This window comes from Paenibacillus sp. FSL R7-0652 (genome assembly GCF_038595045.1).
Classification (GTDB): Bacteria; Bacillota; Bacilli; order Paenibacillales; family Paenibacillaceae; genus Paenibacillus.
Map to the genome: position 1 here is coordinate 3,674,057 of NZ_CP152001.1, position 22,352 is coordinate 3,696,408.

At 45.2% G+C, this 22,352-nt stretch carries 20 protein-coding genes, 3 pseudogenes and 1 riboswitch; of the genes and pseudogenes, 9 read left to right on the forward strand and 14 right to left on the reverse strand.

The window, feature by feature from the left end:
• Nucleotides 1–314 precede the first annotated feature (314 nt).
• The 3 genes and pseudogenes from MKY97_RS16235 to MKY97_RS16245 form a co-directional block, all read right to left on the reverse strand.
• Nucleotides 315–1,477, reverse strand: a pseudogene (locus tag MKY97_RS16235) (IS3 family transposase).
• 118 nt (nt 1,478–1,595) lie between these two features.
• Entirely contained in the window at nt 1,596–2,969 is a 1,374-nt protein-coding gene (locus MKY97_RS16240; protein ID WP_342551385.1) for an amidohydrolase family protein, read from the reverse strand.
• A 229-nt stretch (nt 2,970–3,198) separates the two neighbouring features.
• Complete coding sequence (locus MKY97_RS16245) at nt 3,199–3,762, reverse strand: ABATE domain-containing protein (protein ID WP_342551386.1); 564 nt, start codon at nt 3,760–3,762, stop codon at nt 3,199–3,201.
• Nucleotides 3,763–3,923: 161 nt separating this feature from the next.
• Here MKY97_RS16245 and MKY97_RS16250 point away from each other — a divergent pair, with 161 nt between their 5' ends.
• The 4 genes from MKY97_RS16250 to MKY97_RS16265 all read left to right on the forward strand — a co-directional run bounded on the left by MKY97_RS16250 (nt 3,924) and on the right by MKY97_RS16265 (nt 8,247).
• Nucleotides 3,924–4,430 carry a DinB family protein gene (locus MKY97_RS16250; RefSeq protein WP_342551387.1) on the forward strand — a complete coding sequence of 169 codons (507 nt, stop codon included), beginning with the start codon at nt 3,924–3,926 and terminating at the stop codon, nt 4,428–4,430.
• An 88-nt stretch (nt 4,431–4,518) separates the two neighbouring features.
• Nucleotides 4,519–4,671: riboswitch (FMN riboswitch) on the forward strand.
• A gap of 145 nt (nt 4,672–4,816) precedes the next feature.
• A complete protein-coding gene (locus MKY97_RS16255) occupies nt 4,817–5,797 on the forward strand; it encodes a DMT family transporter (RefSeq protein ID WP_342551388.1) in 981 nt (326 codons plus the stop codon).
• A 191-nt stretch (nt 5,798–5,988) separates the two neighbouring features.
• Nucleotides 5,989–7,491 (forward strand): amidase, encoded by a 1,503-nt coding sequence (locus MKY97_RS16260; RefSeq protein ID WP_342551389.1) that lies wholly within the window; start codon nt 5,989–5,991, stop codon nt 7,489–7,491.
• A gap of 243 nt (nt 7,492–7,734) precedes the next feature.
• Nucleotides 7,735–8,247 carry a DUF3231 family protein gene (locus MKY97_RS16265; protein ID WP_342551390.1) on the forward strand — a complete coding sequence of 171 codons (513 nt, stop codon included), beginning with the start codon at nt 7,735–7,737 and terminating at the stop codon, nt 8,245–8,247.
• A gap of 417 nt (nt 8,248–8,664) precedes the next feature.
• Here MKY97_RS16265 and MKY97_RS16270 read toward each other — a convergent pair whose 3' ends face one another.
• Nucleotides 8,665–9,057 carry a GNAT family N-acetyltransferase gene (locus MKY97_RS16270; RefSeq protein ID WP_342551391.1) on the reverse strand — a complete coding sequence of 131 codons (393 nt, stop codon included), beginning with the start codon at nt 9,055–9,057 and terminating at the stop codon, nt 8,665–8,667.
• A 386-nt stretch (nt 9,058–9,443) separates the two neighbouring features.
• On the opposite strand from MKY97_RS16270, the pseudogene MKY97_RS16275 reads away from it, so the two are divergent.
• Nucleotides 9,444–10,074: pseudogene (locus MKY97_RS16275) on the forward strand (LysE family transporter).
• Here MKY97_RS16275 and MKY97_RS16280 read toward each other — a convergent pair.
• A complete protein-coding gene (locus MKY97_RS16280; protein ID WP_342551392.1) occupies nt 10,067–11,506 on the reverse strand; it encodes an amino acid permease in 1,440 nt (479 codons plus the stop codon). The pseudogene MKY97_RS16275 and the gene MKY97_RS16280 overlap by 8 nt on opposite strands.
• A 135-nt stretch (nt 11,507–11,641) precedes the next feature.
• On the opposite strand from MKY97_RS16280, the gene MKY97_RS16285 reads away from it, so the two are divergent.
• Complete coding sequence (locus MKY97_RS16285) at nt 11,642–11,998, forward strand: AMP-dependent synthetase and ligase (protein ID WP_342551393.1); 357 nt, start codon at nt 11,642–11,644, stop codon at nt 11,996–11,998.
• A gap of 291 nt (nt 11,999–12,289) precedes the next feature.
• On the opposite strand, the pseudogene MKY97_RS16290 reads toward MKY97_RS16285, so the two are convergent.
• Nucleotides 12,290–12,421, reverse strand: a pseudogene (locus tag MKY97_RS16290) (manganese catalase family protein); the annotation flags it as partial.
• A 183-nt stretch (nt 12,422–12,604) separates the two neighbouring features.
• Here MKY97_RS16290 and MKY97_RS16295 point away from each other — a divergent pair.
• The gene (locus MKY97_RS16295) at nt 12,605–13,354 is read left to right on the forward strand and encodes a YqcI/YcgG family protein (RefSeq protein WP_342551394.1); all 750 of its coding nucleotides are present in this window, start codon (nt 12,605–12,607) and stop codon (nt 13,352–13,354) included.
• Nucleotides 13,355–13,538: 184 nt separating this feature from the next.
• The gene (locus MKY97_RS16300) at nt 13,539–14,183 is read left to right on the forward strand and encodes a LysE family transporter (RefSeq protein WP_342551395.1); all 645 of its coding nucleotides are present in this window, start codon (nt 13,539–13,541) and stop codon (nt 14,181–14,183) included.
• 224 nt (nt 14,184–14,407) lie between these two features.
• Here the strand turns inward: MKY97_RS16300 and MKY97_RS16305 are convergent, their stop codons facing one another.
• The 5 genes from MKY97_RS16305 to MKY97_RS16325 form a co-directional block, all read right to left on the reverse strand.
• Nucleotides 14,408–14,686, reverse strand: coding sequence for a barnase inhibitor (locus tag MKY97_RS16305; protein ID WP_342551396.1), 279 nt, complete (start codon nt 14,684–14,686; stop codon nt 14,408–14,410).
• A gap of 28 nt (nt 14,687–14,714) precedes the next feature.
• The gene (gene psiE / locus MKY97_RS16310; protein WP_342551397.1) at nt 14,715–15,140 is read right to left on the reverse strand and encodes a phosphate-starvation-inducible protein PsiE; all 426 of its coding nucleotides are present in this window, start codon (nt 15,138–15,140) and stop codon (nt 14,715–14,717) included.
• 17 nt (nt 15,141–15,157) lie between these two features.
• Nucleotides 15,158–15,745 (reverse strand): sigma-70 family RNA polymerase sigma factor, encoded by a 588-nt coding sequence (locus MKY97_RS16315; RefSeq protein ID WP_342551398.1) that lies wholly within the window; start codon nt 15,743–15,745, stop codon nt 15,158–15,160.
• An 80-nt stretch (nt 15,746–15,825) separates the two neighbouring features.
• On the reverse strand, nt 15,826–17,121 hold the full coding sequence (locus tag MKY97_RS16320; RefSeq protein ID WP_342551399.1) for a HAMP domain-containing sensor histidine kinase: 1,296 nt from the start codon (nt 17,119–17,121) through the stop codon (nt 15,826–15,828).
• Nucleotides 17,108–17,803: a response regulator transcription factor gene (locus MKY97_RS16325; RefSeq protein WP_342551400.1), complete on the reverse strand. Its 696-nt coding sequence runs from the start codon at nt 17,801–17,803 to the stop codon at nt 17,108–17,110. Before MKY97_RS16325 ends, MKY97_RS16320 begins: the two co-directional genes overlap by 14 nt.
• 274 nt (nt 17,804–18,077) lie before the next feature.
• Here MKY97_RS16325 and MKY97_RS16330 point away from each other — a divergent pair, with 274 nt between their 5' ends.
• The gene (locus tag MKY97_RS16330; protein ID WP_342551401.1) at nt 18,078–19,307 is read left to right on the forward strand and encodes a DUF418 domain-containing protein; all 1,230 of its coding nucleotides are present in this window, start codon (nt 18,078–18,080) and stop codon (nt 19,305–19,307) included.
• A gap of 544 nt (nt 19,308–19,851) precedes the next feature.
• On the opposite strand, the gene MKY97_RS16335 is transcribed toward MKY97_RS16330, so the two are convergent.
• From MKY97_RS16335 to MKY97_RS16345, 3 genes are all read right to left on the reverse strand, one after another.
• The gene (locus MKY97_RS16335; protein ID WP_342556361.1) at nt 19,852–20,742 is read right to left on the reverse strand and encodes an aldo/keto reductase; all 891 of its coding nucleotides are present in this window, start codon (nt 20,740–20,742) and stop codon (nt 19,852–19,854) included.
• 181 nt (nt 20,743–20,923) lie between these two features.
• Nucleotides 20,924–21,697: a glucose 1-dehydrogenase gene (locus tag MKY97_RS16340; protein ID WP_342551402.1), complete on the reverse strand. Its 774-nt coding sequence runs from the start codon at nt 21,695–21,697 to the stop codon at nt 20,924–20,926.
• A gap of 48 nt (nt 21,698–21,745) precedes the next feature.
• The gene (locus MKY97_RS16345) at nt 21,746–22,228 is read right to left on the reverse strand and encodes a GNAT family N-acetyltransferase (protein WP_342556362.1); all 483 of its coding nucleotides are present in this window, start codon (nt 22,226–22,228) and stop codon (nt 21,746–21,748) included.
• Nucleotides 22,229–22,352 lie beyond the last annotated feature (124 nt).

The following is a 22,352-nucleotide window of genomic DNA, read 5'->3' on the forward strand; positions in this document are numbered from 1 at the left end:
GGAATCTCCTTTTAAAATGAAACGTTAACAGAATTTAGCAACAAAAAAAGACCATTAATTATGCAGACATGAAAAAATACAATTCTTCATGTTTGCATTATCAATCGGTCTTGCCTGCTGATCAGTAACAATCCTGATTAAATTCATTATTAACTTATATGGCTATCTTAGAGGAAAGCGTTATATTTGTCAACATATCTAAATTTAACTCCGTTCGTTATCTAAGATAGCCGCTTTGCATAATCTATTAAAGAAAAGAGCCGTTTTGAATTGGTCATAACCCCGTCAAGTAGACAGTACAAAAAAGACAAGATTTAAGCTGCGGCTGTTTCCCGGTATTCCACCGGGGAACGGTCGTTTAGTTTTTTCTGAAATCGGTTTTGGTTGTAAAACAATATGTATTCACTCACTTGCTGTTCAACCTCTGCTTTGTTAGCTGCCTTATTCAAATAAATCTTCTCCGTCTTCAAATGAGAGAAAAAAGATTCAATACAGGCATTATCTAAGCAATTTCCACGCCTGGAGTGACTGCCTAGCATGCCGAGCTGGTTTAGTTTACGGTTAAAGGGCTTCGACGTATATTGAAATCCTTGATCTGAGTGTAGGATTACGCCATTCAGATCCACGTGCTGACGGAGTCTGTCCAGCGTGTCATGAACCAAAGCGAGGTCATTTCGTTCAGAAAGATGCCACGCTACAATTTCGTTATTGTATAAATCTTGAATAACAGAGAGATACACAAAGTGTTCTCCAGCACGAATATAGGTAATGTCCGTAACCAGCTTCGTTCGTGGTGTATCCGCCTGAAACTGACGCTCCAGCCGATTCGGGTTTACCACAGAGGCTTGTTTTCCAAAGAATCGACGCTTTTTTCGAATGACAGAACAGATGCCTAATTGTTTCATTAATCGGTACACCTTTTTGTGGTTGACTCGAAGGCCTTCCCGTCGTAAAGCAACGGTCATTCGAAGATAGCCAAAGTAAGGATGCACGCGATGAATGGCAAGCAAATGGGATTCTAGTTCATGTTCTTTGTGTCTACGCTCTTTTGCGGCTGCTATGCTTTTTCTCCACTTGTAATAACCCGAGCGGGAAACCGCAGCTAACTTCAAGAGCCAAGCCAGACCATGGCGTGCTCTCAGGTCCTCAATGATTTGAAATCTGGCTGCTTTACTCGTCACTCCTTGTGTAGATTTGGATACCGCTTTTTTAAGTATTCAATCTCCGCCCGCAAATACGCCATCTCTTCTTCCATACTGGAAAACTTGGTTCTAGGGCGTCCACGTTTGGGTATAGCAGGTTCTAGACTCATTCCCTGTTTCGCTTTGGCTGCCCACACTTGTACCTGAGATTTATTTTGAATATCTAAACGTGTCGCTACTTCACGTATACTCATATGTTCTTCGTTGACCAGCCGGACGGCCTCCAATTTCAACTCCAAGGAGTACCGCCGGTATGTTTGTCCTTTTTTAGCCATGAAAAAACCCCCTTCGTTTACATGATTAAGTTCATCTTAACAGATGTCTTTTTTCTCATGTCTACTAAAAGGGGATAATACCAAATTGACGACTCTTTTTATTTTATCTTGACCCTGTTTACGAAAAAACAATCCGATCCGCGTCAGACATCCGATATTGTGTCAGCAGATATTCGGTACTCTGCATCGCTTTGCGGCGGATTTCATGCAGATCAACATCCAGCAGCCTGCCATCTCGCTTCACGGGTTTCCCGGCGACAAAAACGGTATCCACATTCGATGGATTGGCAAACTGCACAACCGCCCCAATCGGATCATGCACAGGGAACAGATTCAGATCTGTTGAGCAAATCATGATCAAATCTGCTTCCTTTCCAGGTGAAAGGGAGCCTGTTTTCTTTTCCAGTCCCAAAGCCCGCGCACCCGCAGCCGTTGCAAATCGCAGTACCTGACTTGCCTGCAGGCTCAGTTCACCCGGCATCTCTCCCTGCTGCAGCAGCAGTTCGTTGGTTCTGGAACGTTCCGCCTGCAGGGCGAACTTCATCTGTGAAAACATGTCTCCACCAGTCGAGGTCACTACATCTACCCCCAGTGTTGGTGTCCCCCCATGCTCCAGAAAATATCCCGTGGCTGGGTAGCCATGCCCCATCATCATCTCGACTTCCGGTGTGACCGACAAGGATGCTCCGCTGTCCGCCAGCATTTTGAATTCATCCATGCCCATCGTATTTCCATGAACAACATTGATGCGGGGACTCAGCAGTCCCGCCTCATGCATTCGGCTGATTGAACGATCGGCTGCCCCCCAACTGCCAAAACCGACATGCATCGAACAAATGGCGTCCAGTTCTTCTGCCAGCTGAACATCCTTGACCGTGGTATCCCAGTGACTGAACTCCGGGCCACGGATGGCAAGACCATATGTAAGTAATTGATCGTTGGAGGAGAAGTATCGCTCTTTAACGCTTCTGATATTTTCCGGATAGGAAAGTCTGCTCTCCCGGTTCCAATACTCGGTTTCTCCAGGAACACCGTGGGCAAACACAGCTCGAATTCCTGCATCCTGCAGCCCTCGAATCAGCTCATCCGTATGGTCCGGGGAGTAAGGCATGCTCCAATCCAGCACCGTTGTCACACCAGCATTAAGCGCTTCCAATGATCCAAGCAGGTTGGCGATGTAACTGTCCTGAGGACGGAGCTTACTTCCCATGGCTCCATAGTACAGATTCTGCAGATACACGGGCAGCGACCAGTTGGTTCCGGCGGTTTTGACAAGTGACTCCCACATATGTCGGTGTGTGTCCACCAATCCAGGCATGATAATCATGTCTGACGCGTCGATGACTTCTACATCTGCAGCTGCTGCCTCAATATTCGGTTGAATGGCTGCAATCAAATTACCCTGAATAAGTACGTCTGCCCTGTTATACTGACCAATACGAGCATCCATCGATAATACACAACCGTTTTTCAATAGATAACTTGTCCCCATAAGACACCTCTCCAATCGTAATGGTTTGTAAAATGATCTGATCCGCATTGCTGTACATTTTTTCTTTCCTATTCGCAGCTTACTGTTTCTTTCTTTGTTTCTTCTTTGCTTCTTGCTTCTTGCTTCTTGCTTCTTGCTTCTTGCTTCTTTTGACTATAATTTCGCTAGTATATATACATTATATATCAAGTGTAAATAATTATCAAATTGTGGAAAATCATTCCGCTATCTACTTACCTTCTTTGGAATCCATTTTGCGTTGAGCTCGGAAGCGTCTTACCTTCATTAAATTACCGCACATTTTATCATCACAATATTTCTGTGTCCGGCTGCGAGTAGCGTCATAAAATATCCATCGACAGTCCGGGTTATCACAGCTTCGAATTCGCCTGCCTTCGCCCTCTACCAGTGTCATGGCAAAATCAGCAGCGACCTCTGCCAGGACTTGAACCCAATGGGTATGGACGGGAACCAGCACTACATTCAATCCTTGGTTCTGTGAGACTAGTTGTCGGATAACACCGCCAGCCTGCATAAAATCATTCAACCATTGTTGATCCTGGTCGGATAAGGTAGTTCCATCAGACACACGAATCGCAAGAGACTGCAGTTCATCTCTGAATCTTCTCATGGTGGATTCCTCTTCAGCCGATGCGGGTACTGGCGCTTCTAATTGCCAACGATTCAGAAAATCCCGCTGCCAGCCTGCGTTCCCCAGCCTGTCTTCCGATCGGTTCCCACCGCGCCAATCATGGTAATCGCTGTTTACAAAATCGGTCCATAATCTATCCATGAGTACCTCCGATCAAAATAGTAACAATCTAAAACCAATAAGATGGTTACATCTATTCGAATTGTGTTATATTAATTGTAACCATTTCAATTCATAATAGCTAGTTACAAGCATCAAGACGTAAGAACGAGATGAGTCCGACAAGAGAGGAATGAAACGCATTGAAAAAGTCTGTTACAACGGCATTAGACGTATTGGTTATTCAGAACGAAGATACCTGGAATCAATGTAACTGGATCGTTCCATTGTCGAAGGCTCTTGAAGGGCTGACCGCAGAGCAAGCAGCCTGGGTTCCTTATCTAGGAGGACTAAGCATATGGCAGCTGGTCAATCATATGTATTATTACAACCAGCTGATTCTGGAACGTCTTCAGGGCCAAACTCCATCTGAACCCGCTGCGGAATCGAACGCAGCTACGTTTGGCGAACCTGGCGACCCTTCAAACCATGCTGGCTGGAGTATGCTCATGAGGCGTACCAGTGCACTGGCAGAGCAGCTGCGTGATCACCTTACCGCATTACAGGAGTCTAAACTTGAGGAACCTTATAAGGATTCTGAAGAAAACTGGGCTCAAACCCTTGCCCGATGGGTCCTGCACGATGCTTATCATGCGGGTCAGATCGTGCTGCTCCGCAGACAGCAGGGATGCTGGAGTATCGTTTTCTAAAAAAACACTTGAACTGCTAGCGCTTACAGGAATAAGATGGACTTCATAAGGTTACAACTTGTTCAATACTATATATTAATTAATTGAATAGGATCTTCGGGGTAGGGTGAAATTCCCGACCGGCGGTGATGTTCTTGAAGAACCAGCCCGCGACTCGCTGTTTGTGGTTATGACTACAGACAGCGACTGACTTGGTGAGATTCCAAGGCCGACGGTACAGTCCGGATGAGAGAAGATCAACACAATGGCAGGCCGTTTACGGGAAGTTTTCTTCTCTGACGTCTTGTCTTTGAATGGTCCCCCGTTTATTTGGCGTACGCCAGAACGGGGGATTTTGTCGATTTTGCCAACTGAAGATTCCGTGTTCTGACGAAGGAGTCCTGAATATGGAAAAGACATCATCAGCACCAACTAGGTATCGCAAGGAACGAAGTAATACCGGATTTTGGCTTGTTGTACTAGGGGCAGCCCTTTGGGGGGTAGACCCGTTATTTCGCATTATTTTGCTGAAAACGATGACTTCTACACAGATTGTACTGATCGAACATATCATCGTCAGTCTTGTCGCGATTCCGGTACTCTGGAAGTTTCGAGATGATCTGAAAAAACTGCGTGCTCGTCACTGGATCGCTGTCGTCTTTATCTCATGGGGTGGTTCGGCACTTGCGACCGTATTATTTACTTTGGCGCTCACCCATAATGATCCTAACACCGTATTGTTATTGCAAAAAATGCAGCCGCTCTTCGCGATTGTTCTCGCAAAGCTTTTATTAAAAGAAACACTGCCGCGCCATTTCGGAGGACTGTTTATCATTGCGCTGGCAGGAACATACCTGCTTACGTTCGGCTTTTCACTACCGCTGGGCAGTTGGAATAACTGGATTCATGCAGGCAGTCTGCTGTCTCTTGGTGCCGCAGCCTTATGGGGCGGATCTACGGTAATGGGTCGACTAATGCTGGGGCAGGCAAGGTATGAAACGGTTACCTCCCTCCGATTTGTTGTGGCACTTCCACTTCTGATTTTCATGACCTGGAACGAGGGCGCTCCGTGGACACTTCCAGCAGGTACTGGGGCACAAGCTGCCGTTATACTCAACATTCTCGGTCAGGCACTATTGCCAGGTTTGCTCAGTCTGCTTCTGTACTACAAAGGATTATCGTCTACGAAAGCTTCCGTTGCCACACTTGCAGAGCTCAGCTTCCCGATGGCCGGCGTGCTGGTGAACTGGATTGCTTTCCGTACACTGGTAACTTGGGAGCAGCTCCTCGGTTTTATCCTGATCTGGATTGCGCTGTTTGCAATTTCGAAGCAGCAGGAACGTACTGCACCGATGGCAGAAGCCGCACCAAAACTTCGAACGGAGTAATCATGACGTACCACCCGGCTTAAGCAGCTAAAGCACTGTTTCACCTTATGAGGTGAGCAGTGCTTTTTTACGATCTTCCCGGCTTGTTTTGTCTTTTGCTTCTTAGGATGGTACGATGATTTATGGCACTTGAAACATACATTTACAGAGGACAATATTCAGGAACTATTTTTAGAGAGGAACGATTACTAATGTCTTCATTCTCCTATACAGCCTATGATGCGATTGGCTTGGCCGAGCTGATCCGTTCCCGGGAAGTATCCCCGGTTGAACTGCTCGAAGCGGCTTTTGCACGTCTGGAAGAAGTGAATCCGCAGCTTAATGCGGTTATTCGTACATATGAAACCCGTGCTCGGCAGCAAGCCGGCACTGTTCGTCCCGGAGAACAGCCTTTTGCGGGTGTTCCCCTGCTGCTTAAAGATATTTCTCAGTCGCTGGAGGGTGAGTTACTCACTTCAGGTTCTCGACTATTCCATGAGCATCGTGCGAAACGAAGCTCCAATTTTGTTAACCGCCTGCAGGAAGCAGGTTTTATTGTGATAGGACATACAAACACGCCGGAGTTCGGGTTAAAAAATATAACAGAGCCATGGCTGCATGGGCCTTCGCGCAATCCATGGAATGTGAATCATTCCCCAGGCGGCTCAAGCGGCGGTGCCGCTGCCGCTGTAGCATCAGGCATCGTACCTCTTGCCGGCGCAAGCGATGGCGGAGGCTCCATTCGAATCCCCGCTTCATTCAGCGGATTGTTCGGACTGAAACCGACACGGGGACGTACTCCCGTTGGTCCAGGTGTAGGGCGGCAGTGGCAGGGAGCCTCGATTGATTTTGCCTTATCCCGCTCGGTGAGAGACAGTGCTGCACTGCTCGATACACTGCAAGTTATACAACCAGAGGCTGCCTTCCAAGCTCCGTTATTTCCTGGAAGTTATCTGGCGGACATGAATTATCCGCATCAGCGTAAATATCGGATTGCTTATACTACGGACTCCCCGGTTGGCACACCAGTCAGCGAAGACGCCAAAGAAGCCGTAATGAAGCTTGTTCACTTCCTTGACGCTCAGGGCCACCATGTGGAAGAAAAACGAAGTCCAGTCAATGGTGTACGGCTCATGGAGAATTATTACATGATGAACAGCGGTGAGATGGCCGCGATGATCTCTTCTATGGAGCATGGCCTAGGACGGTCCCTCACTGCGGATGATATGGAGATTGAATCATGGGTACTCGCTGAAGCCGGCAAAAAAGTGTCCGCTGCCGAATTTGTGCACAGCTTGGCAGAATGGGACGTAGCAGCTGCGCAGATGTCCTCGTTGTTTGCACGGTTTGATTTTTACATCTCACCCGTCAATGCTTATCCTGCACCACGGGTAGGAGAACTGACACCTCATGCAGAACGAATCCAACAATTGATGTGTGTCAGTGATCTGGGCAAAACAGCGCAGCAAGAGCTGATCTATGATATGTTCAAGCCCAGCCTGACCTATACCCCTTTTACACAGCTTGCGAATCTGACAGGTCAGCCTGCAATCAGTCTTCCACTGCATCTGACTGCAGAAGGTCTGCCAATGGGTGTGCAAGTTATGGCGACCAAAGGGCATGAAGATTGGTTGTTACATCTGGCCGGGCAGCTCGAATCATCCGAACTGTGGATTGGAATGAAGGGCAACCCTATGTTTCCGTCCTCTACGTAAGCTTAAAACTTACATTAATCGAAAAAGTCAGCAGCCTAAACTGCTGGCTTTTTCGCCTATACGCAAACTTCAGCATCTAGACAGCTCCATATTTGTAAATACAAATAGCTAGCGAGCAGTTATTAGTTTACATAATTATTATGATGTATTCTTAACTCATATTAACTTCAAACCGGATAAAATGTGTGGATCATGAGAACCCTAAACTAGTGAAAAAAATTACTTTCTGGGGAGGGATCATCAATGGGAATATTAAGCGGTAATCCCAAAAATGAGCCAATGCATTATGGAGAAATTTTCAGTGTCTGGCAGTGCTCCATGGCGGCTAAAGGCGCTGTCTCTTGTTATCAGGCTTATATGAATCATGCAGGAGACAAAGATTTGAAGAAAATTCTGGATGACATGCTCGATCAGGCCAGACTGGAGATCAAGGAATGTGACGCTTTGCTTACCGAAAACGGCATCTCCCCCGCACCAACTCTTCCCGAGAGACCTGCTGTAGCTTTGGAAGATATTCCGCCCGGTGCAAGATTCACCGATCCGGAAATTGGTGCCAAAATTGCGGCGGATACAGCTCTTGGATTAGTGGCTGCGAGTCAAGTCATTGGTCAATCCATCCGTGAGGATATCGGTGCACTTTTTGCCAAGTATCATGTTACCAAGACTGCACTGGGTGTTCGAATCCTTCAATTGAGCAAAGAAAAAGGATGGCTCATTCCCCCTCCGCTGCAAGTTAAACGACCGGATGGGAAGTAAATAAGATGATTTCCTTAAGTTCGTAATATCGTCAGACTAGTAATTGCGATATCTAACAATGTATTAACACGGCACACAACACACACACAACATTAAAAAGGCAGGGATTATCCTCATCTCTGCCTTTTTTACTCAGTAAGCAGCTCATTTCCAGACTCGTAATCCAAGTATTCTTCATCCACATAACCTTGTCTCTTTATCCGAGTCCCCCACCCGCTGATGAACACAACATCTCCACCTCCGTCACCATCTGTACACTAACCGAAGTCGGCCAACTACCTAACAGGAAAAGGTGAATTGTTTCTCCCATATAGCCACAATTTCCTTGATGATCTGATGGCCAGATATAAGGTAAAAAAACAATATGGATGATAGCGATTGAAATTAGAACTTTCAAAGTCTTTATTATCCGATAGTCTACATAGGGTCCTCTTTCCAAATTCCAGCATGAGTAGGTGCGAATCCGCATTTTTCATAAAACGCCTTGTGTACCCTGCTGTATGTCAAAGTTACTATTCTTAAGCCTCGTACGGTTGACTCATTTAATAATTCGTTTACAAGCTGTTGGCCAATTCCTCTCCTTTGATATTTTGGATGTACTATTATGTCCTCCATATACCCATGTTCCAAGCCTGTTCCAGCAATATACCCAAAAGCAATGAGCACTCCTTCAGGATCTCTCGCTCCAGCCCAAAAATTGCATCTCTGAAATAAGGTTGGATAATCATCATCTCTTCTTTCCCAACCAATTGCTTCTCTTAAAGAAGGAACTTCCTCATCTCTAATTTCTAAATTAATATGAATCAGCATCTGTCATACCTCCTTTAGGAAATTGTACAATATCTTCTCATAATTAATTATAAAAAGAGTTTGATCGAATGATATAACAGTTGATGCCTTTTCCAGCTCATCAAGCACCTTCTCCAATTAACCATAAATATCATTAGACATATATCTAATCTTTAATTGGCTGCGGTCTTGTGTCCTGTTCAGTACAAGTTCTTGTCCTTGGCTCGGGACAAGAATTTAGGGCAATAAAATAAAAAGCCGCTAAATCAGCGACTTCAATGGGAATATGCTCGTTTCCGTCGACGTCGATATCACCAGCTCGGATTCAGCAGCTTCTTGGCTCTTGTCCTACAAAATCAGCAAGCTGAACATACTAACATAGTTTATACGAAAGGAGGATCATGTTTATTTCTTTTTTAATTGGCTATGTTGTTCTGGGATTAACGCTTTCTGCCCCCATCGGTCCCGTTAACGCCGCACAATTGGACAAAGGTGTAAGGGGAGGCTTCATGCCCGCCTGGTTTATTGGACTAGGTGCCGCAGCAGCAGCTATCATCTACATTGATCGTTTATCTCGGGGTCATTCATCTGCTGGAGCTTCCATATGTGCAGGTGTTTTTATGGATGTTCGGCAGTTTTGTATTGCTGTATACAGGGGTCGAAGGAATAGTCAAATCAGGATCACTGGTCTCCGAGCCAATACGCAGCGGCTCTTCGGAACTGTCCAGATCTTTCCTGCAGGGGTTCCTGATGTCGCTGTTTAATCCTCTCTCCATCATGTTTTGGCTGGGAATCTATGGCTCGGTTCTGGCTAGAACGGTTCATACCTCTACAATGGATCAATTGCTTCTTTACAGTGCAGCCATTATTTTCGGTGTACTGTTGTGGGATTTGTTTATGGCAGCAGCCGTCAGCTTTTTTCGGAAGTACCTTACACCATCATTACTTAAAGGGTTTGCGATTATTTCCGGCTTATCCCTGGTTGCGTTTGGATGTTATTTCGGTTTTAAAGCATTCCAGTTTCTATTTTTCACTTGATTTTGCTTTTCTGCTTGCGAATACCTGTAATGTGAAAGCCGGTTCGCTTCGAAAAGCTGCTCTCTTCCGAGGATGCCTTCTTTTGCTGTCCTTTACCTCCAGCGGATGGTTTTTTCCTGCGCACACGCTGCACGATGATATCACTTACAGCAATCAGGAAAACAAGCAGCAGACTGATAAAGAAACCGGGCCGGCTTAAGCCGTGAAAAAGAGTACCGGTTACAGCGGCGCTGATCAATACTAGGCCGGTCCATCGTTTGACCACATCCAGTGTACTTGATTTCAGTAATCTTCCTGACGAAAGCAGGATGAACAGCCAGTTATACATCAGCATCAAACCCGCAGCTGTTGTTACATATTCATAGACTTTCCCTGGCAGCAGCAGTGACATCAGAATCGTTCCAATCAGACCGCATCCGATAAGAGAAAGCGCGAAGAGCGGATATTTCTCCTTCCATTTCTTTGAAAACATTTTTGGAGCATCCCCCTCCTGCGCCAGCGTAATCATCATGGAAGTTACCGCATATAACGATGCAGTCATCGTCGAGAACCCGGCCACAATGAGAACACCGTTAAACAAGTGCGGCACAAAAGCAAGATGATCGCTGCTCAGCGCGAGCACAAACGGACTTTCTTTTGGATTAAAAGCAGACAGCGGCACCATCGTTAGAGCAAGTCCAATGGATACGACATACACGGCAGACAGCGAAATAAGCATAAACTTGCCCGCTTTAGGTGCATCCTCTGGTTTTTCCAAACGGTACGACATAATGCCGAGCACCTCAATGCCTCCATACGCATAGAACGCAAAGAGGAACGCAGCCCATAACCCCAGACCGCCTTTTGGGAAAATGGAGGCCATATCCAGCGGCACTTTGTGTGCATACTTTGTGCCTCCAATCCAGCCTGCAAGCAGTGCGATTGCGAGAACAAGGAACATGAATATAGCAGCTATTTTAATTACCGCTAGTACGTTTTCCACCCGATCAAATCCTTTGTTTCCAAAGAAAACAATACATAAACCGACAATGCCATAACCCGCGGCAAAGATCCACAGCGGCACCGCAGGAAACCAAAAGCGTGAAAAAATGGATAGTGCGGCCAGTTGACTGCCCATGATGAGAAGCTCGGCAAACCAATAGACCCATCCACTGGCAAAACCCGCCCAAGCGCCAAAGGCCTTCTTCGCATAAGAGCGAAACGACCCCTGCTCGGGGTGATCTGAAGTCATTCGTGCCAATGCATCAAATACAACATATGTACCCAACGCTGCAAGTGCATAAGCTATAATTACCGCGGGTCCGCCAATCTTAATAGCTAGACTGGAGCCGAGAAAATAGCCTGTACCAATGGTGCCCGCAACGCCCAGCAGACTAAGCTGCCACCATTTCAGTTTTTTTTCATCCGATGACTTTCCTGAAGCCTGACCCATTTCGTCAATCCTCTCCCATCTATATTCGTCGCAACAGATAGCCTTCCCTAAACAACCGAAAACATCTCCCTGAATATTTCGTTAAACCTCTCAGCATAATACACAGGTAAATTCACACACTTAGGAGGAACAATTATGAATCCATTTTCCCAAACACAGCAGATTACTCAGCTGGCTCAACAGCTGACACAACAAACACAGCAAGCTTCCATGCAGTATCAGCAATTGCTCAGACAAGAACAGAGCAACGCCCAGCAGCTCGAACAGCTGGCTCAACGCGAGCAGCAAGCTGCTCAAATTATCCAAACGGCGCTGCAAGGGCACCAGACAGCGATTCAGCAGCTGCAGCAGATCTCTAACCTTGCTCAGCAGCTGGCAAATACTTCTTCACAGCACGTATCCTACATGGATCAACCTTACAATACGCCTAACCCTTCAATTCAAGGTCAAGGACAATCCTTCGGCCATTTCTCAAACCATAATCGTATCTAGATGTATCCGAATGGATGAATTAGATATCAACACACAAGGAGCCTGTGATGGGCTCCTTTTTATTTTCACTGCAAAAGTCTAAAAAAGATCCCGAAGGATCTCTTTCTCTCATGGATACATTTGCTAGAGACACTCGTAAGTCAAGCCATCCCTCTGCTCGCTAGGCATTAAGATCATGTGTACCAGGACTGTGCTCATTCGGAAGCTCAGGCAGATAAGGAAGCGGATGGCCCTGAGGTGGCGAATCAGATCTCTATACTGCATGGCTTTGCCCCTGAAATTGCTGCTCTAAAAAAAGAACTGCATCATCGTACGCATTTCACCGAACTGACCACCCAGCGTTTCCTGTAACACCTTCGCTGCAGCCGGATCGGGTTTGTCCGGTACAATCAGATTAATCAGGTCTTCACGATAGAAAAACATAGTAGGCCATCAGTCTAAATTTGCTTGCAAACCTAGTTTTCTACGATTTCCCTAATGATATGTGCTCCTGATTTAGCAATCTTTCGGTTTGGGTTATCTAACAATATTCACTCGCATGACATGGACAGTCACCATTTTGCCTGCAGGCTATATCCTATAAGTAAAGTAAAAGGAGGATTGTAGATGTCGCTGTTGTTTTCTTCGGTTGATATGGAAAATGAGGAGCTTCCGGTTGAACTATGGCAAAGGGATGCTTACCGCTTGTTTTCCGCCAAAATGAGTGACCGTGAGGCACGATTTCCCTGTATCCCAGCAACTCAGGCGTATGCACTTGGTCATCTTCGCTACGGATTTATTTTTCAGTCTGGAAATGCTTCTCCTGCGGAGCAGTTATCGAAAGTGGTAAGTGAGTATGGAGCGGTTTCCCGTACTTTCGGAAATTATTCATCGCTGGTCATCTTTTTCGAACAGGATCAAGAGATGAAGGATGTACTTACTTATGAACAATCATTCTGGAACCTTCTAAGTGAGCTGCGAAGTCTGGACCCCGAAGCATGGCCGGAAGATATTCCGGAAGACCCGGAGAATCCTTTGTGGGAATTTTGTTACAATGATGAACGTTATTTCGTCTACTGCGGTACGCCAGCACATATCTCGCGGCAAAGCAGGCACTTTCCGTACTTTATGCTGGCGATGACCCCACGCTGGGTACTTGACTTGTGGAATGAGCAGCCCCAGCGGGCGTCAGCTGTTGCTCCTAGAATACGCGCTCGGCTTGCCGCCTATGATACGGTTCCCGCCCATCCTGAATTAAAACAATACGGATCGGAAGGCAATCTGGAGTACAAACAATATTTCTTACGGGACGACGATACTGCGCCCACCAAGTGCCCTTTTTTACACTCACTGCAGCGGGAAAAAGTAAAAGAATAGAATCAGCATTCTAAACAAGCTCTCCTCCGAATAAGCTGTATACCAGCCAATGATCTGAGGAGAGCTGCCGTTCTGCAATCCATGTGAAGAGATGAAGAGAGATACATAGACTGTTTTACAAAAAACTTGTGAAGTGGACAAGCTGTTGTTTTTTCTTGACCCATTTTACAGAAAGGGAATGATTATGGAAATATATATTAAGTTCATCCTCATAGGTCTTGCTATTGCCATGCCCGTTGGAGCAATTACGGTAGAGATGACCAAACAGGGGCTGCGAAACGGATTTCTTCATGGCTGGGCAGTGGGTCTGGGAGGCATGACATTGGATACGGTCTTGATTCTCGCAATGTATTTTGGGTTCGCTTCAATTCTGTCGATCCCCTTGGTGCAGATTCCATTATGGCTGGCTGGTGCAGGTTTTTTGGCTTATTTGGGTTATGACTCCATTCGTAATTCAGATTTGAACCTCGCCACTACGGACGGGAAAGCAGCCCATGCTCCGTCTTCCTTTTGGCGAACGTATCGAAATGGTTTATTGGTTGCCATCTCCCCTGGCAATCTAATGTTCTGGGTTTCTGTCTTTGGCGTTGTATTGTCGGACTCGTATCAATCCGCAGGCAAGCTGAGCTTCATCATCGCGGCAGTAGGGATATTATGTGGTATTCTCCTGCATGATCTGGGGCTGCTCACCATCGTTTCCATTACACGCAAAATGATGAGCTCAAAGATGGTACAGCTCGTTTCCAGCCTGGCAGGAGTGCTTCTGATCGGATTCTCATTCTACTTTTTGTACAAGTTCATGACTGCACTTTGGCAGTACATTTTCTAAGACAAGCACCCTCTCTTCTAACTGGACCAAGTGCATATACAAAGCGAAAAAGCTGCCCTTTCTTAAAGAAAGAAGCAGCTTTTTCTGTTGACTTACCTTTTGGTATGTGGATTTCCATTTATACAATATTCAAGTTGGGAGGAGAGATAAACTGACACTTGAACATTAATGCAGCAATGGAGTGGAATAGGTTTTCTATTGTGAATTTTTCATATGTTGAATTTTTATAATTTTACACTGAATCTAAACAATTCTTCCAGCTGCTCGTCGATTTCATATAGTAAATTCATCAGTTGATCTGCATAAAGTCCAAGCACAGCTCTGCTGTTATTAAAATGGATCCATTCCAGCGTAACCGGCACAGGTACATGCCATACTAAAGCTTCCCAAAGCGTATCCATAGTTTCAAAATCCGCTGGATGCAGTGAAAACTCATTCTGAAGCACAGCGCGCAGCTCCTCTAAATTTCTGATCGCTTGACCATCAATAATTACCTTTTTCATATTCGTTAGCTCCTGCGTTCTGTTAACTTTAATGATCTTGATGATCTTTGCGCCGATTCGCTATAAAAAGAGCACAAACCATAACCAGGATCGCCATGGACCACCAGAAAGTAGACATCGCCTTATCATGATCGGTAATAATTAAACGAATAACGGCCGTGATCCCAATATAAATAAAGTAACGGAGCGGAAAATGAAAATTAGATTTGAAGTACTTCACAATTAACGCAATAAATTCAAAGTATAAGAAGAAAACAAGCAATTCGGACAACATCTCATAGTAACTATCTTCGCGAGTGAAAAAGGATTTAAACACGATTTGAACGATATACCATGTCTCACTAATCAATAGTGCACTGAGAGCGAGAGCTAAAAAGAACAAGCAAATATTCAGCAGCGCCTGTAAGATGTGAGGTGTTTTGCGGAATTTATTATATAATGTTTTGGTTTTCATCTGTGCTGACTCCTATTTCAATATGTGATGTCCATTAACTGCTGTTTCATATGTTTTCTTCCCCGGAAAAGATAGGTTTTAGTCGTATTTTCGGGTACGCTGTTCAATGCACTGATATCTTTCACTGTCATCTCCAAGCAGTACCGCTGATATACATATGGTTTCCATTTACAAGGTATTTGATGAAATGCATCATTGATGCGGCGTTTGTGCTCCGCGGCTGTCTCACTTTGAATTAATCTTTCCTCTGGTCCAGGTTCACGGGATATTACCTCGTATATGGCATCCTGAGAGGAACCGTTATCCTGCCTATAAAGCGGAGGCGGGGCCGAATGCTGTCTCTTCTTCTTACGAAGATCATCGAGACATACATTTTTACCAATTGTATATATCCAGTTCACAACGTTCTTCTGGGTGTTCATCTGTTCAATATGTGTGTACACTCTCAAGAATGTCTCCTGCACGATATCATCCCGATCCTGCGGATCTCGAAAATACCGTGAAGCTAATCTCCAGACCATCGATTGATACGTGAGCATAAGTGAAGTAAACGTTGGTTTGGCTGCAAATAAGGTGCCTTTCGTTGGCTTCTCTACCGGGTTCATAATGGTTCCTCCACAGATGTAATTTAAACCCCTGGTGTTTTCTATCTAAATTAAAATTACATTTCAAATCAGCTGCATGATCAGACCTTTGATTTTCTGAACTTCATGATCGCATTATAGTACGTACCCTCCTGCTTTCTTGTAAACTCACCCTGCATGCGATTCATTATCCGGTGAATAATTCTCTCACCAAGTCCTGTACTTTCCTGAGAATTCTCAGGAACTTTAATCCTATTGGTCATTCGGATATCAAACATTTCCGGATCGGATTCAAAAGTGATGCAGATTTCATGCTTCCTTTCCGCATACTTCAACACATTGGACAAAATGTTATCGAACACTCGCCCCAACTCCTCCAGATTCACCATAATATATACCTGCGGCAGTTCCCCAACAATGCGAACTTCAAAATGCTCCTGTCGCAGGACCGCAATCTGATCCGATATCAGATCATAAATGGCGTCTTGTACAGCAATGCTCTCAAGATCCGTCTCTTGTTCTTTATGCAGCAGGAAGTAATCAAACAAATTATCGGACAGCTTTTTGAGCTGAATCGCTTTGCTGTATGCATTGGAAATGTAATGACTGTGTTCTCCCTCTTCTTTCTTGGCGAACTCTAGATACATAATCAATGAAGTCAGCGGAGTCCGCATATCATGAGACATTTCAGTCACAAGACTGCGGCTTTCCACCTGTAATGTATCGATCGCATCCAACTTGTCCAGAAAAGCTTTACGAAGTTCCTCGATGCTCTCAGCGATCATCGCTAGTTCATCGTGACCTCGAATCGTCATCTCATACTCCAGCTCCCCGCCTTCAAGGATGTGAATTTCCTCATGAATCGTTCTCAAATAAGCGAGATTTCGACGAATGCCCAGCAGGACAATAGATAGAAAAAAAATTGTGGCGCTCAGCAGCTCCAGGGTAAAAACGATATCGTAATATCGGGATGAGAAAAAACCGTCAACGGTTACTCTCCCCTCTCCGTCACTGAACATAACGGGATAGGAGTGTTTCTGAGCATATCGTGTTTCAGGCTCTACACCGTAGGCCGCCTCATCTTCAGCCGAGTAATTTGAATCATACTGGAGTACTTTGTCTTTGAAAATGGTGAGCATAATGTAATTTTCTTTTTTCACCCATTCCCCAAATGCCTTCCGATCCGTTGACGATAGATGATTCGCCGCTGCGTACTGCCTGAATTTTGCAATGGATTTGGCTGTTTCACTCTCATAGTAAGCTTCCGAGTTCATATATCTGTCTATTAAATCATTGCTGATTTTCTGCATCGTTACAAACAGCAGACCACTAACGGCAGCAGCGATCAAAATCAGCAAAGCCAGTTTCTTACTGAGCGTAAATTTACGGTGTGCCAAAACGGTAACCTCTCCCCCATTCCGTAAGGATATAGACCGGATGTGCCGGATCATCTTCAATTTTGGCACGTAATTTGCGAATATGCACCATGACCGTATTGTTCGAACAATAGAAATACGGCTGTTCCCAGACGCTTTCATAAATATTTTGAGCAGAAAATATTTTGCTTCGTTTATTCATTAATAGTTTCAGGATGCGATACTCCAGATCTGACAGTTTGAGCTGCTGTCCTTCTTTCCAGACATCATTAAAATGCTCATTTACTTTTAACCTGCCTCCAACAAGAAAGGTATCCCCACTCTCTTTTTTCTCCTTATATATCTTGTATCTTCGCAATTGAGCAATAACTCTGGCATGAAGCTCTTCTTCGGAAAATGGTTTTGTCATGTAATCATCCCCGCCTGCCAGAAGTCCTTCCGTTTTATCCAAGGTACTCGATTTAGCAGTTAAGAACAGGATCGGAACGTTGGAATACGTACGAATCTGTTCACATGTTTCAACCCCCGACATCCCCGGCATCATGATATCCAGAAGGACCAAGTCCAGTTCATCATCCACAAGCTCCAGCGCACGCTGCCCGTCTTTGGCCCTCAACACCTCATAACCTGCCCTTGTAAGGGATTCCTGCAGCAGATCGCCAATATCCTGGTCATCCTCTACCACTAATATTCGATGGGTCATACCCTTCTCACCTCATGATTCCTGATGTATTTACGTGTCCTCACTATATATCGTCCATGGGAAACACTTACGTAATAAGATAAAACACAATTCTTAACCATTTATGAAAGCAAGCTCACTTCACAAAGCTGTCACAACTCCAAAAAAAGAAACGAACATTCAGAAACTGTTAAGAATCGATCACTATAGTTATCCAAAGTGAAGACGAAATCTATGCATCATGATCGCGCTTGATGGAGAGGCACCTCACCTATTAACGGAAGGAGAAGTATTTATGAATGGAGAAAAGCAAAACACGGCACAACCCATGCGTCTGCAGGAACGAGTCCATTTCCTGGACATTGTACGTGGATTCGCCATGCTGGGCATCATTATTGTGAATTATTTTCTAATCGTGGATACTGTAAAAGGATTTGATAGATCTTCAGACGACCTGGTACATAACCTGGTATCTGCGTTTGCGGAGGGAAAGTTTATCACGTTATTTTCTTTTTTATTTGGTGTAGGATTTATGATTTTTATGAACCGGGCCGAGCAGCGAGTTGATCAACCCCGGAAACTGTTTGCACGCAGATTATTGATTCTATTTGGCTTTGGTGTGCTGCACATCACTTTTATCTGGGTTGGAGATATCTTGACTTTTTACGCTTTAGCCGGCTTTTTACTCTTTGCCTTTTATTCGCGCACACCGCAAACGCTGCTGCGCTGGATTATCGCACTCATTTTGATCCAGTTTCTCGCGCCGGTTTGGATGATGATCTTTAATGCTCTAAACTCATCTTCGCCGGGTGCACCACCTTATATCGATTTCACCTTGTCCAGTCACACGAGCTTAACTTATTTCGAGTCCATTGCAGCAAGATGGGCAGACATGCGGATGATGGCGGCGACTTCGTTTTCTACGGTATATTCCATGTTCCTGATGTTTTTAATCGGTATGTATTTTGTTAAAATGGACTTTTTCAACAACATGGAAGCCAAGTCGTCGACTTGGAAACGGATCTGGTTCATCAGTATGGCGGCCTTTACGTTAACCCAGATCAGTGCACTGCTGTATACTCTGATTCCTGCTGACAATACATTTTGGATGGAGCTGTTTATGATCTTGGGACAGCAGGGTAATTTGACCGGCAGCATGTTCTATATGAGCAGTCTTGCCATGTTGTTTTTGTATATCCCTGCGCTTCGAGGTGCTTTAATGATATTTACCAAAGTCGGACGTATGTCGCTGACCTGTTATCTGCTGCATTCTATCATCGGAATTGTGCTGCTGCTTCGCTATGGAGCCGGCCTGGCAGACTCTATAAAACCTGTCGGCACACTTATGCTGAGTTTTGCTGTGTATGCTGCGCTCATGATCATCGCCTCGCTGTGGCTGAGTCGTTTCAGAATAGGTCCTATGGAATGGATATGGCGTAAACTCACATATGGCAATCTTAAAGATTCATCTAAAACAGGACGACCTAAACTTGTCCAGTCAACCGACAGCGGTAGACAGCAGTAAGTTATATAGATCTAATGCGTAGATGAAGACACGAATACCCATTCCGGTGCTTAGCGGTGATCTTGGAGCAGATAAGAGGGCACTGCTAAACCATGTACTTCATAACTGTACGAACAGATTTTATCTGTACTTATTTGTGACTTACTTGTGCTTAAAGACAAACCTGCCTCTTCGGAGGCTTTTCTTTTTCAAAAGCTCATCCGAACATGTTGGACACCGTGACCGTCACCGTCACCACGCGTAAGCTGTAAGCCGCAAACGACATCTTGAAACAGCAGGCAATTAGGATCAGATATAATTCGCTTGCTGAAGAAGGACTCAAATCCGTCATTAAAACGAGGTGTTTCTATTTGTTATTTTCTATTGTGAATTTTTCATATATTGAAATATTAAAACATTAAACAGTGTTAAACAATAAAGTTACAAAAAAAAACTGCCAACAAGGCAGTTTTCAGCAGCATTTTATATCATGGATTGGTTTAAACACTTGATCGTCTTATTTAAAGTCTTCGTTGTTAGGTTGTTACGCTTATATTCATTCAAATCAAATGCGGCCGGTCCAGTCTGCCCGCGCGATTTCCTGCCAGCGTGCACGAATAGCATCATACTGCTCTTGTGCAAGCGGTCCTTTCGCAACCAGATCGGCATTCTGCTGCCAGCGGTCCGGCTTGGCAGTTCCCACAATAGCAGTATGCACACCCTCGGTACTCAGAGTAAACCGCAGTGCGATTTCCACCACTCGCTGAGCATCTTCACTCAGAAATTCATATTTAAGCTCATTTAACCGTTTCCAATAATGGTAGGCATAATCCTCTTCCGTCAGCGTATCATACATCCATGCCACGTTAGCAATCGGTCTTTTCGCGATAATGCCCATATTTCTTTTACGCGCCTCAGGCAGCGTTAGTTCAATCGCTTCCTGATCCGCAATATTAACGGATGTCTCCAAACTGTCAAATGCATCTGTCCGAATGGCATATAACGCATCTGTCGAATCCCCGCTGTACCCGATAAAACGTGTTTTGCCTGCCTCTTTCGCCCGCTGCAGCACCTCGATTACGTCGCCCTGCCGAAGCACTTCTTCCGAACAGCTGTGCAGATGTACGACATCCACATAATCCGTTTTTAAACGTTTAAGACTGCGATCTATCGTTTGTTCAAGCACTTTCGCATCCCAATCAGGTCCGTCTACACCGACTGCATGTCCACATTTGGTAAAAAGAACGTAGTCATCCCGGCGATGGGACAACACCTTACCGATCTTTTCCTCACTGTCCCCATAACATTCAGCCGTATCAATCATATTGAGACCAGCATCCAATGCACGGTTAAGCAGTACTTCCACGTCTTTTATGGATGCATCTCTAATCTCCGAGCCGCCAAAACCCAGTGTACTGACTTTCATTCCGGTGTTTCCGTAATTACGAAGTTCCATCATGATTTTCCTCCATATCAGGTTTAGTAGGTAGTAGATAAAATGAACGACACGATCATTATGCGGGTGATCGCCAGCATGTATAAGACTTTACATGTGCACAAAATCGTATATTATTACCCGTTAGAGTATACAACAACACAATTTCTTTCCATTTTTCAAAAGATACGTCTGCCCGTCACTAGAAACCGTAAATGGACATGCCGCCATCCACCAGCAAAGTCTGTCCTGTAATATAACCAGCCGCCTCCGAAGCGAGAAAAACCACAGGTCCAACGACTTCCGGCAGCTCACCTACACGTCCAAGCGGTGTACGGCTGACAATCTCCTGCAAATACTGCGGATCATCAAGCAGCTTCTCGGTCAGCGGCGTCCGGAAATACCACGGTCCAACCGAGTTCACTCGAATACCATATTTCCCCCACTCCAGTGCAAGCACCTTGGTCATGTGAATTAAAGCCGCTTTGGTTGAGCCGTATACAACACCCGTTCGCAGCGCTGTATGCCCACCTACCGAAGATATGTTAATGATCTTACCATCTCCATACTCCTTCATATGCCGCCCTGCCAGTTGTGAAGCGAAAAAGGCAGATTTAAGATTCGTCTGCATTATCGTTTCCCATTGTTCATCCGTCACTTCCAGCGCAGGAGTCCGGATGTTCATGCCCGCATTGTTTACGAGAATATGAATTCGTCCCATTTCAGAAATTGCCTTTTGAAAAACCTCTTCGAGCTGCTCTGTTGAAGTTACATCAGCGCAGAGCGCCAAAGCCTTACGTCCTGTCTGGTTATGAATATACGCTGCGGTCTCTTCGATCTCCTTCATCGTGCGGGATACAAGCACGACATTACTGCCCGACTCCGCAAGCCCGATGGCAAGAGCTTTGCCAATCCCTCTGCCAGCGCCTGTAACCAGTGCGGTCTGCCCATCGAGATGAAATGCTGGTCCAGTCATGTTACACCTTCCTTTTCATCTATTGCGTTAATTTTCTTTTGTGAGGCATCAGGTTACAAAATACTGGCTGGGATTGCCCAGTTCCGGGTGGAATTTTTCCCGAAAACGCCCTCCCGTATAATCCCCAATAATTTTACGCCAGAATGCCTGCGCAATTACATTGTTGCGAACCTGCGTTACTTTCCAGCGCCCAGGAAAACGTCTGAACAGCTCGTACGCTGCCTGGGTTCCCACCCCGCTGCGCCTGTATTTTTGCATGACAAAAAACTCGGTTAAATAGTAGTCATTATCTTTACTCGCCGGGTCTAACTTTTCTACAAGCGCAAAACCTGCAGGTGCTCCATCACTCGTAATTAAAAAAGGAAATTTGCGGCCTTTTTCTGTCCAGAATGCATCCAGACCCGGATATTCCGGGAAAATACCATCCTGATCTACATCAATATTCAGATATTTTGTGAAATCGTAGAGATAAAACTGCATAAGATGCCGAATCACCTGACTGCGTTCGCGAGGAACGAGTTCAATCTGCATATTCACAGCGTCCGCCTCCTCTGGTCTGTATGTATAACATTGTATAACCACTGTAAAGCTTTATAAGATGAAGAGCAACAGCATGACATTTCCGAATCCATACCGATTTTTTTACTGAAGGTCC